Here is a 14,442-nt window from a genome sequence, read left to right as displayed (position 1 = left end):
CGCACATACTCATACGCGCACGGGCGCCGCGTCAGCCCGCTATACAGGGCTTCTCACCGCGTCAGCCGGATTTGGCCGGAGACCACGTACCCGGCGCGGCGGGCGGCAGCAGGGGGCCGCAGTCCCACTGCTGGAATATCAACCGCGTCTCGACCCGCGCCACCTCGCGCTGCGAGGTGAACTCGTCGAGCACCAGGCGCTGCAGATCCGCCATGTCCGCGACCGCGACATGGACGAGGTAGTCGTCGGGACCGGTCAGATGGAAGACGGTCCGCGACTCCGGCAGCAGCCGGATCCGGTCGACGAAGGGCCCCACCAGCTCCCGGCGGTGCGGCCGGACCTGCACGGACAGCAGCGCTTCCAGACCCCGTCCGAGCTTCGCCGGGTCCAGCCGCAGCTGATGGCCGAGAATCACTCCCGCCCGTCGCAGCCTGGTCACCCGGTCGAGGCAGGTCGACGGAGCGACGCCGACCTGCGCCGCGAGATCGCGGTAGGTCGTCCGTGCGTCGTTCTGCAGCAGCCGCAGCAGGTGAAGATCCACCGGATCGAGTACGACAGAATCGGCCATGGCGCGAACGTAACACGGGATGGGGCACCGAAGGCCCGCCCGGTGTTCAGGCTTCGCCGCATGGACTCCGTTGTGTACGACATGCAGGGCGCGCTCGGCGCGCGGGACGACCGATGCGGGAACGACCTGAGCGGGAACGGCCGGGGCGTCGCGGCCCCGGCCAGGGCACTGGCCACGGAGGCCGTGCACGCCGGCCGGGAGGACCTGGCCGCTCTGGGGCTGCACGCGGCCCCGATCGACCTGTCCACCACCTACCCCTCGTACGACAGCCGCGGTGAGGCGGCCCGGATCGACGCCTTCGCGGCCGACGGCGCCGAACCCGAGGGCCCGCCGGTCTACGCCCGCCTCGGCAACCCGACCGTCGCCCGCTTCGAGACCGCCCTCGCGCGCCTCGAGGGCACCGAGAGCGCGGTCGCCTTCGCGAGCGGCATGGCCGCGCTGAGCGCCGTCCTCCTCGTCCGCAACGCGATGGGCCTGCGCCATGTCGTCGCCGTACGTCCGCTGTACGGCTGCAGCGACCACCTCCTGACCGCGGGGCTGCTCGGCTCCGAGGTCACCTGGGTCGACCCGGCCGGCATCGCCGACGCGCTGCGGCCCGACACGGGTCTCGTGATGGTCGAGTCCCCGGCCAACCCGACGCTCGCCGAACTGGACCTGAGGGCCGTGGCGCACGCCTGCGGGTCCGTCCCGCTCCTCGCCGACAACACCTTCGCCACCCCCGTGCTGCAGCGCCCCGTCGAACACGGCGCGCGACTCGTCCTGCACAGCGCCACCAAGTACCTGGGCGGTCACGGCGACGTGATGGCCGGGGTGGTCGCCTGCGACGAGGAGTTCGCCCGCAAGCTGCGCCAGGTGCGGTTCGCGACGGGAGGTGTCCTGCACCCGCTGGCCGGCTACCTCCTGCTGCGCGGGCTGTCGACCCTGCCCGTCCGGGTCCGGGCCGCCTCCTCGAACGCGGCGGAACTCGCCCGCCGGCTCGCCGCCGATCCGCGCGTCGCCCGCGTCCACTACCCGCGCATCGGCGGCGCCATGATCGCCTTCGAGGTGCACGGCGACCCGCACGAGGTCATCGCCGGAGTCCGGCTGATCACCCCCGCCGTGAGCCTCGGCAGTGTCGACAGCCTCATCCAGCACCCGGCCTCCATAAGCCACCGCATCGTCCCCACGGCGGACCGGCACGACGCGGGGGTCAGCGACCGCCTGCTGCGCCTGTCCGTGGGCCTGGAGGACGTGGACGACCTGTGGTCCGACCTGGAGACGGCACTGGGGTCCCGCGGCGGGGAATGAAGACCGGGGGAACGGGGGGAACGGGGGGAGGAGCGTCCCCGGCACACGATGGTGCCGGGGACGCTCCTCGGTCCCGGGACGCGCCGGCGGCGCAGGGGCGCTCGGCGCGGTACCGCGGTGGCCGGTGGCGCCCACGGTGTTCGGACCGTCGGGCTAGTCGTGACGCATTCCCGTTCCCGGACCCGTCTCCTTCGCCGTCCCGCTCCGGGCGTGGCCGTGCTGCAGGGCGTACGACGGCTGTGACGCCACCGCCGCCGGGTCCAGGCGGGCGGTGATGACCAGGGTGCCCTCCTCGATCTGGTAGTCGAGGGGGAGGCCGAGGCCGCGCATGGCGGCGACCATGCCGGTGTTCGACGCCTGCGTGACGGCGTACACGCTCTCGCAGCCGGCCTCGGCCGCCATCGCCACCAGACGGCCGAGCAGTTCGACGCCGATCCCGCGCCGCTGCCAGTCGTCCTCGACGAGGAGCGCGACCTCCGTCTCGTCGCCGTCCCACAGGAGATGACCGAGCCCGACGATCCTGCCGGACGCCGTCCGGACGGCGAGGGTGCGCCCGAAACGGGGGCTGAGCAGGTGCTTGAGATACCGGTCGGCGTCCCCGACGGGGCCGTGGTACCGCATGCTCAGGGTGCGCGGCGAGCAGCGCTCGTGCATCGCCTTGGCGGCCTCGACGTCGGAGACGTCGGCGCGCTGCACCGTGATCGGGTTGCCCTCGGGCAGCGTCAGCATGTCCTGTCCGCGCGGGATGCGCGGACCGAGTCGCGCGTCCAGTTCGACCAGGGCCCGCGCCCGGGCGAACTCGGTCGGTGTGAACGGCAGGTACGGCCGCTCCACCGTGATCACCCCGCCCTCCGGCACGCGCAGCCGCATCACCGTGTCCTCGAGCGCTCCCTCCACGGGAGCCCCCTCCGTCGCCAGGCCGGAGACGGGAGAGGCGGCGGGCAGCGAACGGATCGTGCACCGGCCGAGCAACTGCCTCAGAGCGAGCGGGAGTTCGGAGGCGTCGAGGGCCGTGCGGGTGGCCAGGCCGAGCACCCGGGTCGGCGCGTCCACCAGGTCGTGGGCGTCGGCCCGCTCGATCCAGGTCGCGCTGCCGCCGGCCCGCGCCACACCGCGGGTGATTTCGGACGTGGCCAGCTCCGCGGGTGCGCGCAGCAGGAACTCGTCGACCGTTCCGTCCGCCAGCGGGTGCGTCTGGAGGCTGAGGATGTCGACCTGGTGCTCCGCGAGCGCGGCGCACAGCGCGGCGAGCGAACCCGGCGTGTCCTCGACCGTCGTGCGCATCCGCAGCAGCACGGTCGCCCCGGCGTCGGTCAGTGGCGCGGAGGCCGCCGTCTCCTGTCCGGAGCGTTCGCCCGTTCGCCCGTCCGAGGGCGACCGGGCGCCGGTATCACTCGTCGGCGGCGCGTGCCCGTGGCGCCGTGCCCACCATGTGTGGAAGCCGGCCGTGGCGACCAGGAGCACCGCCGAGATCACCAGCAGCGCGGGGCCGTCCGGCCCGTGCCCGATCAGGTTGGCCACACCGTCCGCGACCGCTACGGCCGTGAACAGCGCGGCGAGTTCGACGATGTCCCGTCGCCAGTGGTGAACGGGCCGTCCGTGCTTCGCACGCGTCACATCAGACATGTCTGGAGTCATACAGTCACTGTGAAGGAATGGTGTTGCGTGATCACGAACGGCTTGTGACTGATCGGTTAAGCGTCGTTCTGTCCTTTTTGCAGTTCTTTTTACGGATCTTTTGCCTCGAATGCGAGAGCCGGCTGCCCACCTGGTCAGGGCGGCGTCGCCGGAGACCGGTGGGCCGTCGGACGCTGTCCCCGGCCCTCCCTCCTGGAGTCCGCGCCCGCCGTCCGCCGGGCGCGGACTCCAGGACGGAGGGTCGGGTGTAGGCCACGGTCTGCAACGATCGCGTCATGGAAAAACCGTAGGGGCGACCACTGACAATCGCCTCTGACCTGCGGCGACTTGCTCTCCGGCCGACTCGGGCGGCCGACTCGGGCGGCGGACCGGCCGCGCCGGGACCGTTCCCGGCGCGGCCGGTCCCGCGGTCCTACTGCCCCACACGCCCCGGCTGGAGCACCTGCGTGAACAGCACGGACCCGTCCTGTTCGCGCAGCCGCACCGTCAGCTCGCCGCTGTCACCGTCGATGTCGACCTCGCCGAAGAACTGGTAGCCGCCGGCGGGCGAGACGTTCGAGGCGGCGGGCGCCTTCACGAACACCCGCTCCGGACCGAAGGTGCCGTCCAGCGCGCTCGCCGGGAACGCCCCGGCGTTGAGCGGACCGGAGACGAACTCCCAGAACGGCTCGAAGTCGGTGAACGCGGCCCGCGACGGCTGGTAATGCTGTGCCGAGGTGTGGTGCACGTCGGCGGTGAGCCACACGGTGCCCGTGATCCGCCGGTGCTTGATGAACCGCAGCAGTTCGGCCAGCTGGAGTTCACGTCCGAGAGGCAGGCCGGGGTCGCCCTGTGCCACGGCCTCGAAGTTCGGCCTTCCCTCGGTCGTGTCCGGTACGACGAGCCCGATCGGCATGTCCGCGGCGATCACTTTCCACACGGCCCGCGAGCGCGACAGCTCGCGCTTGAGCCACTCCAGCTGCCGGGCGCCGAGGATGCCCTGCGGATCCGTCGTCTGGTCGTCGGGGGAGTTGGCGTTGCGGTAGGTGCGCATGTCGAGGACGAACACGTCCAGGAGCGGACCGTGGCGCATCACCCGGTACACGCGACCGTCCTTGTCGCCCGGCCGGGGAGCCGACACCGGGAAGTACTCACCGAACGCGCGCCGGGCCCGCGCCGCCAGGACGTCGACGCTCTTCTCCGTGTAGCGCGTGTCCGTGGTGGCGATCACCTCACCGGGGTACCAGTTGTTGCGCACCTCGTGGTCGTCCCACTGGATGACGGAGGGCACCTGGGCGTTGAACCGCCTGAGGTTCTCGTCGAGCAGGTTGTAGCGGAAATTGCCGCGGAACTCCGCCAGCGACTCGGCGACCTTGGACTTCTCCTCGGTCGTGACGTTCCGCCAGGTGGTGCCGTCGGGGAGCGCCGCCGTCGCCGCGATCGGGCCGTCCGCGTAGACGTTGTCACCGCTGCACAGGAAGAAGTCGGGGTCGAGCCGGGCCATCGCGTCGAAGATGCGGTAACCGCCGATGTCCGGGTTGATGCCCCAGCCCTGCCCCGCCAGGTCGCCCGACCACAGGAAGCGCACGCCGCCCCGCCGCCCGTGCGGAGCCGTACGGAACGTCCCGCTCACCGGCTCGCCGGTGCGCCGGGGGTCGTCGGGGTCGGCGAGCAGGACGCGGTAGTGGATCTGCTCGCCGGACGGCAGCCCGTGCAGCCGGGTCGTCCCCGTGAAGTCCGTGTCCGCGCCCAGCAGCGGACCGTGCCATCTGCGCGGGTCGCGGAACGAGGCGGTCGCCGAGGTCTCGACGACCATCCGGGCTGGGCGGTCGGAACGGACCCACACCAGGCCGGAGTCGGCGGTCACGTCACCGGCCTGGACGCCCCAGCCCGCCCTCGGCCGGCCGGACAGGGCGAACGCCGGTGCCGTGCCGAGGGCGGTGGGCAGGGCCAGTGCCGCCGATGCGGCCAGGGAGCCGCGCAGCACGCTGCGGCGGCCGGGGAACGAGCTGAGCGGACGGTGCGCCATGGATACGCCTCCGGGGACGGATTCGGCCAGTGTGCACAGCCACACCTACTGGTGCGCCGCAGCGCGCACGGAAACCACGGGTGAACAACCGGCCCTGAGAAGCACGGGACCGGCAGGCCGCCGCGGCGCCGGACCGGTTTCCGGCGCGTGGGACGGACCCGGGACCGGGCCGGGACCGCCCGGCCCGGTGGACCGGCGGGGCACCGGGCCGGGCCCCCGCAGGCACCCCGTCCCGAGCCGGGGCGCGGGTGCCTCAGAGCGCCGGGGACCCGTCACGGATCCCCTGGCCGCGCACGGCCTCCGCCATCAGCCGCACGCCGTCCCGTATCCGCGCGGGCGGCAGATGGGCGTACCCCAGCACGAGCCGTACGCCGTCCACGGCCGTCGCCCCGTAGTGCGCCGATGACCGGACCACCACCCCGGCCGCCGCGGCCCGCGCGAGGAAGCGGTCCTGCGGTCCGTACCGGCCGGGCAGGGCGGCGACCACGTGCAGACCGGCCGCGATGCCCGACACCTCCGTGCCCGGAAAGTGCTCCTCCAGGGCCGTGACCAGGACGTCACGCCGCTCCCGGTAGGCGCGCTGACAGCGGCGCAGCTGACGGTCGTAGTCGCCGCGCTCGACGAAACGGGCCAGGAGCGCCTGGTCGAGGACCGGGTTGCCCAGGTCCATGGTGCGTTTGCGCTCGACGACCTCCTCCAGGTGGGAGGCGGGGACGAGGAGCCAGCCGAGCCGGAGCCCCGGAGCGAGCGACTTGCTGACCGAGCCCGTGTACGCGACACGCTCGGGGTCGAGACCCTGGAGGGCACCCACCGGGGCGCGGTCGTAGCGGAAGTCGCCGTCGTAGTCGTCCTCGATCACCAGCCCGTCCACGGACCGGGCCCAGTCGAGGAGTTCACCGCGGCGCCGGGCCGAGTACGCGATCCCTGTCGGGAACTGGTGGGCGGGCGTCGTCACCACGGCTCGTACACCGGAGGCCTCGAGAGCGGCGACGGCCAGTCCCTCGTCGTCGAGCGGCAGCGGTACGGTGCCGACGCCGGCCGAGGCGAACAGCGAGCCGTGTTCCGGGCTGCCCGGACTCTCGACGCCCACGCCGGGTGTCCCGCGCGCGTGGAGCACGGATCCGAGCAGTGTCATCGCCTGGGCGACCCCGGAGACCACGACGACGCGTTCCGGGTCCGCGACCACGCCCCGGCGGCGCACGAGCAGTTCGGCGAGGGCGGTCCGCAGCCCCGGCAGACCACGCGGATCCGGGTAGCCCAGTGCCTGGTGGGGCAGTTCGGCCAGCACTCCGCGGTGCGCGGCGGCCCAGGCGGAGCGAGGGAAGAGGGACAGGTCGGGGGTTCCCGCGACGAAGTCGGCCCGCACCCCGGCCGCCCGCGGGGCGCGGTCCCGCGCGCGCGGGCCGACCGCGCGGACCGCCCCGCCGACCCAGGTGCCGGCACCCCGGCCGCTGCGCAGGTATCCCTCCGCCGTCAACTGCTCGTACGCCTCGGTGACCAGCCCCCGCGACACGCCGAGATCGCCGGCCAGTTCACGGCTGGACGGCAGCCGGGTGCCGGGAGCGAGCCGCCCGGAGCGGACCGCCTCGCGCAGCGCGGCCTGCAGGGTGCGTCCACGCGCGCGTGGCGGAGCCGCCGTGGCCGGCAGGAGCAGCTCCCACGCGGCCGACCCGGAGGGCGCCGGTCCGTCCGGAGCGGGATGCGGCGGCCCGCCGGGATTGGTCCCCGATGACGTCATGGAAGTGGACCTTAAACCGGGCCACCTGTGTTCATAGCGTCGAGGACATGAACGCCACCACCACCCGGGGCGCGCTGCTCGCCGCCCTCGCCTGTGTCCTCGTCGGAGGTTCCTTCACCGCCAACAGCGTCATGGGCCACTATCCGTACATGGGCGGCCAGTTCCTGCGCTACGGCCTCGCCTGCGTCCTGCTGCTGCCCCTCGTCGGGCGGGGCGCCGCCGCCCCGCTGCGGCGGCTCACGCTCCGCCAGTGGGGGCGCCTCGCGCTGATCGCGGCCGTCGGCATGGTCGGCTTCAACCTCGCGGTGATCGCCGCCGAGCGCACGGCCGAACCCGCGGTCCCCGGTGTCTTCGTGGGCTGCGCCCCGGTCGTCGTGGCGGTGCTCGTACCGCTCCGGGAGGGCCGGCGGCCGCGACGCCGAGTGCTGTACGGGGCGTCGCTCGTCGCGCTGGGAGCCTTCGCCGTCCAGGGGTGGGGCCGCACGGACGCGGCCGGGATCGCGTACTCCCTGGGTGCGCTGACCGGGGAGGTCGGCTTCGCCGTACTGGCCGTGCCGGTGCTGCGCCCGCTCGGGCCACGGCTGCTGTCGGCCACCGTGTGCGGTGCGGCCGCGGCCGAGTCGGCGCTGGCCGGGACGGTCACCGGCCGCGGAGCGTGGCTGCGGATGCCGGACGCCACCGAGGCGACCGCGCTGCTGTGGCAGGCGGCGGTCGTCACGGTCGTCGGCTTCGTCTGCTGGTACATGGGCGTGCAGCGCATCGGCGCGGAGCGCGCCACGCTCTTCTCCGGCCTCATCCCGGTCTCCGCCGCCTGCACCGCGCCGCTCGTGGGCACGGGTGCCTACGGGATCGCGCAGGTCGCCGGAAGCGCCCTCGTGGGCGCCGGAGTCGCCCTCGGATCAGGCGCGTTGAGCCTCGTCGCCGGACGCGGCCCACGGGCCGCCGCGGGGGACCGCCCGGCCGACGCCCCTCGGGACGGCTCGCCCGCCGCCCACGACCGCCCCGCCGTCACCGCCCGGGACGGCCGGGCGGCCGCCGCCGAGGACGGATCAGCGGCTGCCGTCGAGGATGACGCGGGCGACGAGCGCCGGGTCGTCGTTCATCGGGACGTGGCCGCAGCCGGGCAGCCGCACCAGCCGCGCCCGCGGAATGATCTGCTTGGCCCGGACGCCCTGGCGGCGTATCAGCAGCCGGTCGCGGGTGCCCCAGGCCACGGTGACGGGGAGCGTCGGGATGTCGTCCGTGAACTGGACGTTCGTACCCGCCCGGAGGGTCTCGGCGAATCCCTCGGCGTGGGCCAGCGCGAGGGTCTCGGCGACGACCGCGTCGGGTGAACGACGGCCGGGGCGGGCGTAGATGGTGCTGGTCAGCACCGTCCGCCCGGCCACCGAGCGGGAGAGCCGCTCGACGACCGGGAGCGGTATGCGCCGGGCCGTCTGCCGCATGGCGATCAGCAGGCCGAAGGCGTAGCGCCGCTCCACCGGGGACCAGAAGCCGGCGGGCGAGAGCGCGGTGACGGACCGCACGAGCTTCTCGCGCCCCAGCTCCAGGGCCAGCAGCCCGCCGAGCGAGTTGCCGGCGACGTGCGGCCGCTCGATCCCCAGTGCCTCGCACAGCGCGCCGAGCAGGGGCACCACCGTCGGCAGGTCGTGGGTGAGCCCTTCGGGCAGCGCCGGGGACGCGCCGAAGCCGGGCAGGTCGACGGCTATCACGTCGCGTTCGGCCGCGAGGATGGGGATGACCGGGTCCCAGGCCTGCCGGTGGTGCCCGATCCCGTGCAGCAGGAGCAGCGGCTCGCCGGTGCCCACGCGCGCGTAGGACACGGTGACCGCCTTCGGGCCGCGCGGTGTGGGGAGGCTGACGGTGACCGTGTCGGACATGGGACTGCTCCTCGTCTGGACGCCGTGACGGACCATCTCGTAGACAGCTTGTCAGCAAGTGCTACCGGCGGGTAGCCCCGGACCGTCACGAACCGTACAGCAGACACCGCGGAGCGGTACTGCCGTTCGGGCACCATTCGGTGCGGACCGCGCGGTACGGACCACGCGGTACGGCCCGCGCGGCCCGCACCGCGCGGCCCGCACCGCGTGTACCGGGCGGCCCGCGCTAGCGCGCCCTGCGAACCTCCACGTTGAAGTCCGCGTGTCCCATGCTCTGCATGAGGTTCACCCACAGCGGGAGGTACATCTCCGTGGCCCGCGCGGTCCGGATGCCCCCGAGGTCGAACACGCGCCGCGCGGGCCAGCCGAACTCGCCCAGCAGCGCCGTCACCTGCTCCTTGGCGCTCCCGTCGTCACCGGAGACGAAGACCTGGTGCTCACCCGGCACCCTGGAGGGGTCCACCATCACCTGGCAGTTGACGGTGTTGAGGCTCTTCACCACACGGGCCCCCGGGAACTCCCGCTGGATCTGCTCGCCCACGCTGTCCGACTCGACGGGGGACAGCCGCAGCTCGCCCTCCTCGATCGCCAGGGGATTGGAGACGTCCAGCAGCACCTTGCCGTCCAGGTTCCCCTCCCCGGCCGATCGCAGCACGGCGAGCGCGACCCGCCCGCCCACCGCGTTCACGACCACCTCGCCGAACGCCGCCGCGTCCGCGAAGGTGCCGTGATGTGCCGCGGGACCCGCGGCGTCGGCCCACTCGACGGCCGCCGCGTTGTCCTTGGTGCGCGACCCCAGAGTGACCTCGTGGCCCAGTTCGACCAGCTTGCCGGCGAGGGTGCGCCCCACGTCGCCCGTGCCCAGTACCGCGTACCGCATCGTCGTTCCTCCCGTTGTCGGGACCGCCGGTCACCGGCGGTCCGCGGTCATTGTGCTGCCGGGGCGGCCGTTTCGCCGGGACACCGGGAAATGTGTCGGGTGGGACGGTCCGACGCGGGACGCCGAGAGCCCCGTATTTGTACGGGGGCTTGCGGCGTCGTGTCACGGACGTCGCCCGGTGAGAACACCCCGTGAACGCTCCGCGGCCGGGTGCCGTGCGACCGGCAAGGGATCGAGGATTGGTATTGACCAAGGGTGGGGGCGGGCCTATCGTCGCAGGGATAGGCAGGAACCTTTAATAAACAAGGGCGTTAAAACGCCCCCGGGCCACGGCGATTGCGGAGGACAGGGTGGGGACCACGCAGTTGGAATCGGTGCCGGAACCGAAGTACTGGCATCTCAGGACCGTGCTCAGCGAAGCGCTGGACTCCGAGTTCACCGTGGGCGAGATCCTGCCCAACGAACGCGACCTGGCGGCCCGCTTCGGCGTCGCCCGGGCGACCCTGCGCCAAGCGCTCGAACAGCTCGAACTGGAAGGCCGCCTGCAGCGCCGTCGCGGTGTGGGCACCACCGTCGCGCCGCCGCGCGTGGGTGTGGCCGTCGGGACCGAACAGCACGTGTGGCCGGGGGCGGCCGGTGACGCCTGGCACGCGGCGGACTGCACCATGGCGGCACCGCCCGCATCGGTGGCGGGCATGCTGGAGACCGCCGACGGCGAGTCGGTGCACATCGTGCGCCGGTCCCTGGTGACGCACGGTCAGCCCGCCGCCGCCGAGCTCCTGTACATCCCGGCGGCGTCGGTGCCGGACCTGTCGGCGATCGACGCGCCCTCGGGCGCCGCACGCGCGCGTGCCGTGCTGCGGGAACTCCAGCGCCTGGAACTGGAAGGCCAGGACCGTGCCGTCGAACTGGGTTCGGCCCGCGCGGACGACGCCAAGGAACTCGACCGCCTTCCCGGAGCGCCGGTTCTCGTCGTCACGACCCGTTTCTTCACCGAGGGGCGCACCACGGCGGTGTCCGTGGCCACGTACCGCGCGGACACCTGCCGGCTCACGTTCGGTGATTCCGGCGGCGTGGAGATCCACCACGACCCGGAGCGTCGCGCCTCCTGAGCCGTCCGGTCCGGACCGCCGCGCTCTTCGAGCCGCGCCCCGGACCACACCCGTCGCGGCCCGGAACACTCCGGGGCGCGACGGGTTTTTCCATGGCTGTGGCTGTGGCTGTGGCTGTGGCTGTGGCCGCGGCCGGCCCGGTGGCCGGCGCCGTGCCGCTCGCGCCTCAGCGGCGCGCGGTCACGGTTCCCTCCACCGCGAACAACTGCTCCTCCACGTGGTCGAGGGCGAGCCGTAGCGCCCCGGTCGCCACGGCCGCCTCCCCCAGCATCGAGAGGGCCACCTTGGGCGGGCGCAGGCAGTAGCGCGCCAACTCCGTCCGCAGCGGCTCCAGTACGCCGTCCAGACCGGCCGCCCAGCCGCCGATGACGACCAGCTCCGGGTCGAGGGCGAGGACCAGGGCGGCCACGTCGTGCACCAGTCGCTGGATGAAGCGGTCCATCGCCGCGCGCGCCCGCAGGTCGCCGTCCTTGGCCAGCGCGAACACCTTCGCGACCGCCTGTTCGTCGAGCGGGTGCAACGGCTCGTCCGTCGTCGACAGCAGCGTCTCGGGGGTGACGCCGCGGCCCAGCAGGTGCAGCGCGCCGATCTCGCCGGCCGCCCCGCCGAACCCCCGGTGCAGCCGCCCGCCGATCAGCGCGCCGGCGCCCGGACTCAGCCCCGCCAGGACGAACACCACGTCGTCGGACTCGGTCGCCGCACCCTTCCAGTGCTCGGCGACGGCGGCGGCGTTGGCGTCGTTCTCCACGAGCACCGGGCACTTGAAGGAACGGCTCAGCCGCTCGCCGAGCGGCAGGCCCGTCCACTCCGGCAGCGCCGTGCCCAGGCGTACGGTGCCGTCCGCCTCCACGATGCCGGGGCTCCCCACGCCCACCGCGCGCAGGGAACCACGGGCGACACCCGCCCTGCGCAGCAGTTCGGCGACCGCCACCCGCAGCCGCTCCAGCCGCTCGTCGGCGGACGCCGTCTCGTCCACGTCCTTGGCCGTCGCGCCGATCACGCGCCCGTCCAGGCCCGCGAGCAGCGCCGCGACGCGGTGCGGGCCGATCTCCAGGCCCAGCAGATGTCCCGCCTCGGCCCGGAACCGGAACCTGCGCGCCGGACGCCCCTGGCGCCGCGTGGCGCCCTCCTCGGCCGCCTTCTCGACGACGAGCCCGTTCTCGATCAGCCCCTCGACGACGCCTTCGACCGTCGGCCGTGACAGTCCGGTCACCCGGGTGATCTCGGTGAGGGTCGCGCAGTCCGTGGCACGCAAGGCGTGCAGGACCACCGCGGAATTGATCCGTCGCAGCAGAGAGGGGTCCCCGCCGGTCAACCGCCCCAACGCCCGTCCTCCCAGCTAGTACGCGTATTGGCCGGATCGTACTCGTCGTGGGGGACACCGGCGAGGGCCGGGGACCCTATTCCCGTCCACGGGCCGCCGTCAGCCCGGCGCCACGAACCCCGACTCGTAGGCCGCGATGACCGCCTGGGTACGGTCCCGGGCCCCCAGCTTCGCCAGTACGGAGCTGACGTGCGACTTGACCGTCTCCGTGCCGACGACCAGTCGCGCGGCGATCTCGGCGTTGGACATCCCCCGGGCCACCAGCCGCAGCACGTCCGCCTCGCGCTCGGTCAGCGCGGCCCGCTCCATGGCCGCCCGCGCCGCCGGACTCGCCCCGCCGTCCCCGTACTCGGCCGCCAACTGCCGTACGGAGGCGGGGAACAGCAGGGACTCGCCCTCGGCCACCAGCCGCACCGCGTGCACGATCTCGGCCGGCCTCGCCCGCTTCAGGAGGAAACCGTCTGCCCCCGCGCGCAGCGCCTCGTAGACGTACTCGTCGTTCTCGAACGTCGTCACCACGAGGATCTTGGGCGGGTCGGCGACGGTCCGCAGCACCGCGCGGGTGGCCTCGATGCCGTCCATCAGCGGCATGCGGACGTCCATGGCGACCACGTCCGGACGCAACTGCCGGACCAGCGGGATCACGGCGGCGCCGTCGGCGGCCTCACCGACGACCTCGATGTCGGGCTGTGCCTCCAGGACGGCGCGCAGCCCCGCGCGTACGAGGGGTTCGTCGTCGACGAGCAGAACGGTGACCGGCATCCGGCCAGCGTAGATCAGTGCAGCGGCAGCTCCGCATGCACCTGCCAGTCGCCTTCGTGCGGGCCCGTCCGGGCGCTGCCGCCCAGCAGCGCGGCCCGCTCCCGTATGCCGCGCAGGCCGCTGCCCCGCCCGGATCCGGACCTGCCGTCCGGCAGCGGATTGCGGACCTCCAGGGAGAGAGCGCCGTCCCGGACCTCGATACGGACCCGCACCGGGACGCTCCCGGCGTGCCGGAGCACATTGGTGAGCGCCTCCTGGAGGATGCGGTAGCCCTCCCTGGACACCGGACCGGCCACCGTCTCCACCGGGCCCGACACCTCCGCGTCTACCTTCGCCCCCGAGGTCCGCGCCGACTCCAGGAGCCGGTCGGCGTCGGCCAGTGTGGGGCGGCCGCTCACGGGGCGCTCCGCCTCGCGCAGCACACCCAGCACCCGCTCCAGGTCCTCCAGGGCGGCCCGTCCGGTCTCCTCGATGGCGGTCAGGGCACTCGCGGTGAACTCCGGGTCGCCGGCCGCGCGCGCGGCACCGGCCTGCACCACCGCGACGGTGAGCGCGTGGCCGATGGAGTCGTGGAGCTCACGGGCGATGCGGTTGCGCTCCAGGAGCTGCTCGGTGCGCTCCTCCAGCGCGGCGAGCCGCTCGGTGGGGGAGGGGCCGAGGAACCGCCGCGCGAGCGCCGTGGTCAGCTCGCCGAGGCCGACCACCGTGCCGTACAGGGTGAGCAGAGGCAGAGGGACGAGCAGGGCCAGGCTCCAGTGCGGGTGCAGGAGCCCGATCACGGGATCGCCGGTCGGCCGGTCGCCGAGGGACGCTCTCACCAGATCGACGGCGAAGGCGGGCAGCCACACGGTGCCGAAGGCGGCCACCACGCCGAGCAGCAGGCGCGCCTCCAGCCAGAGCACGGTCCGCCACCGGTCCCGCCATCCGGCCGAAGGAGCGACGGAGAACCCCGTGCCCTCGTCGTCCCGCTCGCCCGGCGCCAGCATGAACCGCGCCTGCACCCCCTCGCCCCGCCGCACGGCGGGGATCAGCCCGAGCGGAATCAGCAGCACCGCGGGCACCCACGGCTCCGACGAGTCGATGAACAGCCACACGCTGACGAACAGCATCGGCACCCACAGGTGCAGCAATCGCGTGTACGTCGTCCCCCACAGCAGCGGGCGCAGAAATCGGGCCATCGCGCCATCGTGCCAGGGGGCACCGACGGCGGACCTCCCCCGGGCGGGGGAGACGATCTCCACCCGC

Annotated in this window: 11 protein-coding genes and 1 pseudogene; 3 read left to right on the top strand and 9 right to left on the bottom strand. The window is 73.6% G+C overall.

Annotated features, from left to right (window positions below):
• Positions 1 to 61: 61 nt before the first annotated feature.
• The gene (locus ACICHK_RS07760) at positions 62 to 568 is read right to left on the bottom strand and encodes an Lrp/AsnC family transcriptional regulator (RefSeq protein ID WP_406836340.1); all 507 of its coding nucleotides are present in this window, start codon (positions 566 to 568) and stop codon (positions 62 to 64) included.
• A gap of 60 nt (positions 569 to 628) precedes the next feature.
• Between ACICHK_RS07760 and ACICHK_RS07755 the strand changes: the two genes are divergently transcribed.
• Positions 629 to 1,855, top strand: a complete 1,227-nt coding sequence (locus ACICHK_RS07755) for a trans-sulfuration enzyme family protein (RefSeq protein WP_406836339.1) — start codon at positions 629 to 631, stop codon at positions 1,853 to 1,855.
• A 153-nt stretch (positions 1,856 to 2,008) separates the two neighbouring features.
• Here ACICHK_RS07755 and ACICHK_RS07750 read toward each other — a convergent pair whose 3' ends face one another.
• The 3 genes from ACICHK_RS07750 to ACICHK_RS07740 all read right to left on the bottom strand — a co-directional run bounded on the left by ACICHK_RS07750 (position 2,009) and on the right by ACICHK_RS07740 (position 7,239).
• Positions 2,009 to 3,481 (bottom strand): N-acetyltransferase family protein, encoded by a 1,473-nt coding sequence (locus tag ACICHK_RS07750; RefSeq protein ID WP_406836338.1) that lies wholly within the window; start codon positions 3,479 to 3,481, stop codon positions 2,009 to 2,011.
• A gap of 424 nt (positions 3,482 to 3,905) precedes the next feature.
• On the bottom strand, positions 3,906 to 5,501 hold the full coding sequence (locus ACICHK_RS07745; RefSeq protein WP_406836337.1) for an alkaline phosphatase D family protein: 1,596 nt from the start codon (positions 5,499 to 5,501) through the stop codon (positions 3,906 to 3,908).
• A gap of 253 nt (positions 5,502 to 5,754) precedes the next feature.
• A complete protein-coding gene (locus tag ACICHK_RS07740; protein WP_406836336.1) occupies positions 5,755 to 7,239 on the bottom strand; it encodes a PLP-dependent aminotransferase family protein in 1,485 nt (494 codons plus the stop codon).
• A gap of 47 nt (positions 7,240 to 7,286) precedes the next feature.
• On the opposite strand from ACICHK_RS07740, the pseudogene ACICHK_RS07735 reads away from it, so the two are divergent.
• Positions 7,287 to 8,378, top strand: a pseudogene (locus ACICHK_RS07735) (DMT family transporter); the annotation flags it as partial.
• On the opposite strand, the gene ACICHK_RS07730 reads toward ACICHK_RS07735, so the two are convergent.
• Positions 8,289 to 9,119 carry an alpha/beta fold hydrolase gene (locus ACICHK_RS07730; protein WP_406836335.1) on the bottom strand — a complete coding sequence of 277 codons (831 nt, stop codon included), beginning with the start codon at positions 9,117 to 9,119 and terminating at the stop codon, positions 8,289 to 8,291. The pseudogene ACICHK_RS07735 and the gene ACICHK_RS07730 overlap by 90 nt on opposite strands.
• A 226-nt stretch (positions 9,120 to 9,345) precedes the next feature.
• Positions 9,346 to 9,999 (bottom strand): NADPH-dependent F420 reductase, encoded by a 654-nt coding sequence (locus ACICHK_RS07725; protein WP_406836334.1) that lies wholly within the window; start codon positions 9,997 to 9,999, stop codon positions 9,346 to 9,348.
• A gap of 350 nt (positions 10,000 to 10,349) precedes the next feature.
• Between ACICHK_RS07725 and ACICHK_RS07720 the strand changes: the two genes are divergently transcribed.
• Positions 10,350 to 11,111, top strand: coding sequence for a GntR family transcriptional regulator (locus ACICHK_RS07720; RefSeq protein ID WP_406836333.1), 762 nt, complete (start codon positions 10,350 to 10,352; stop codon positions 11,109 to 11,111).
• A gap of 166 nt (positions 11,112 to 11,277) precedes the next feature.
• Here ACICHK_RS07720 and ACICHK_RS07715 read toward each other — a convergent pair whose 3' ends face one another.
• The 3 genes from ACICHK_RS07715 to ACICHK_RS07705 all read right to left on the bottom strand — a co-directional run bounded on the left by ACICHK_RS07715 (position 11,278) and on the right by ACICHK_RS07705 (position 14,375).
• The gene (locus ACICHK_RS07715; RefSeq protein ID WP_151470558.1) at positions 11,278 to 12,435 is read right to left on the bottom strand and encodes an ROK family transcriptional regulator; all 1,158 of its coding nucleotides are present in this window, start codon (positions 12,433 to 12,435) and stop codon (positions 11,278 to 11,280) included.
• A gap of 99 nt (positions 12,436 to 12,534) precedes the next feature.
• Positions 12,535 to 13,197 (bottom strand): response regulator, encoded by a 663-nt coding sequence (locus ACICHK_RS07710; protein ID WP_406836332.1) that lies wholly within the window; start codon positions 13,195 to 13,197, stop codon positions 12,535 to 12,537.
• A 14-nt stretch (positions 13,198 to 13,211) separates the two neighbouring features.
• The gene (locus tag ACICHK_RS07705; RefSeq protein WP_406836331.1) at positions 13,212 to 14,375 is read right to left on the bottom strand and encodes a sensor histidine kinase; all 1,164 of its coding nucleotides are present in this window, start codon (positions 14,373 to 14,375) and stop codon (positions 13,212 to 13,214) included.
• Positions 14,376 to 14,442 lie beyond the last annotated feature (67 nt).

Origin of the sequence: Streptomyces sp. AHU1 (assembly GCF_045343905.1) — a bacterium.
Classification (GTDB): Bacteria; Actinomycetota; Actinomycetes; order Streptomycetales; family Streptomycetaceae; genus Streptomyces; species Streptomyces triticiradicis.
Note: the sequence above shows the minus strand (reverse complement) of the source record. Positions and strands in the feature narration are given on the sequence as shown.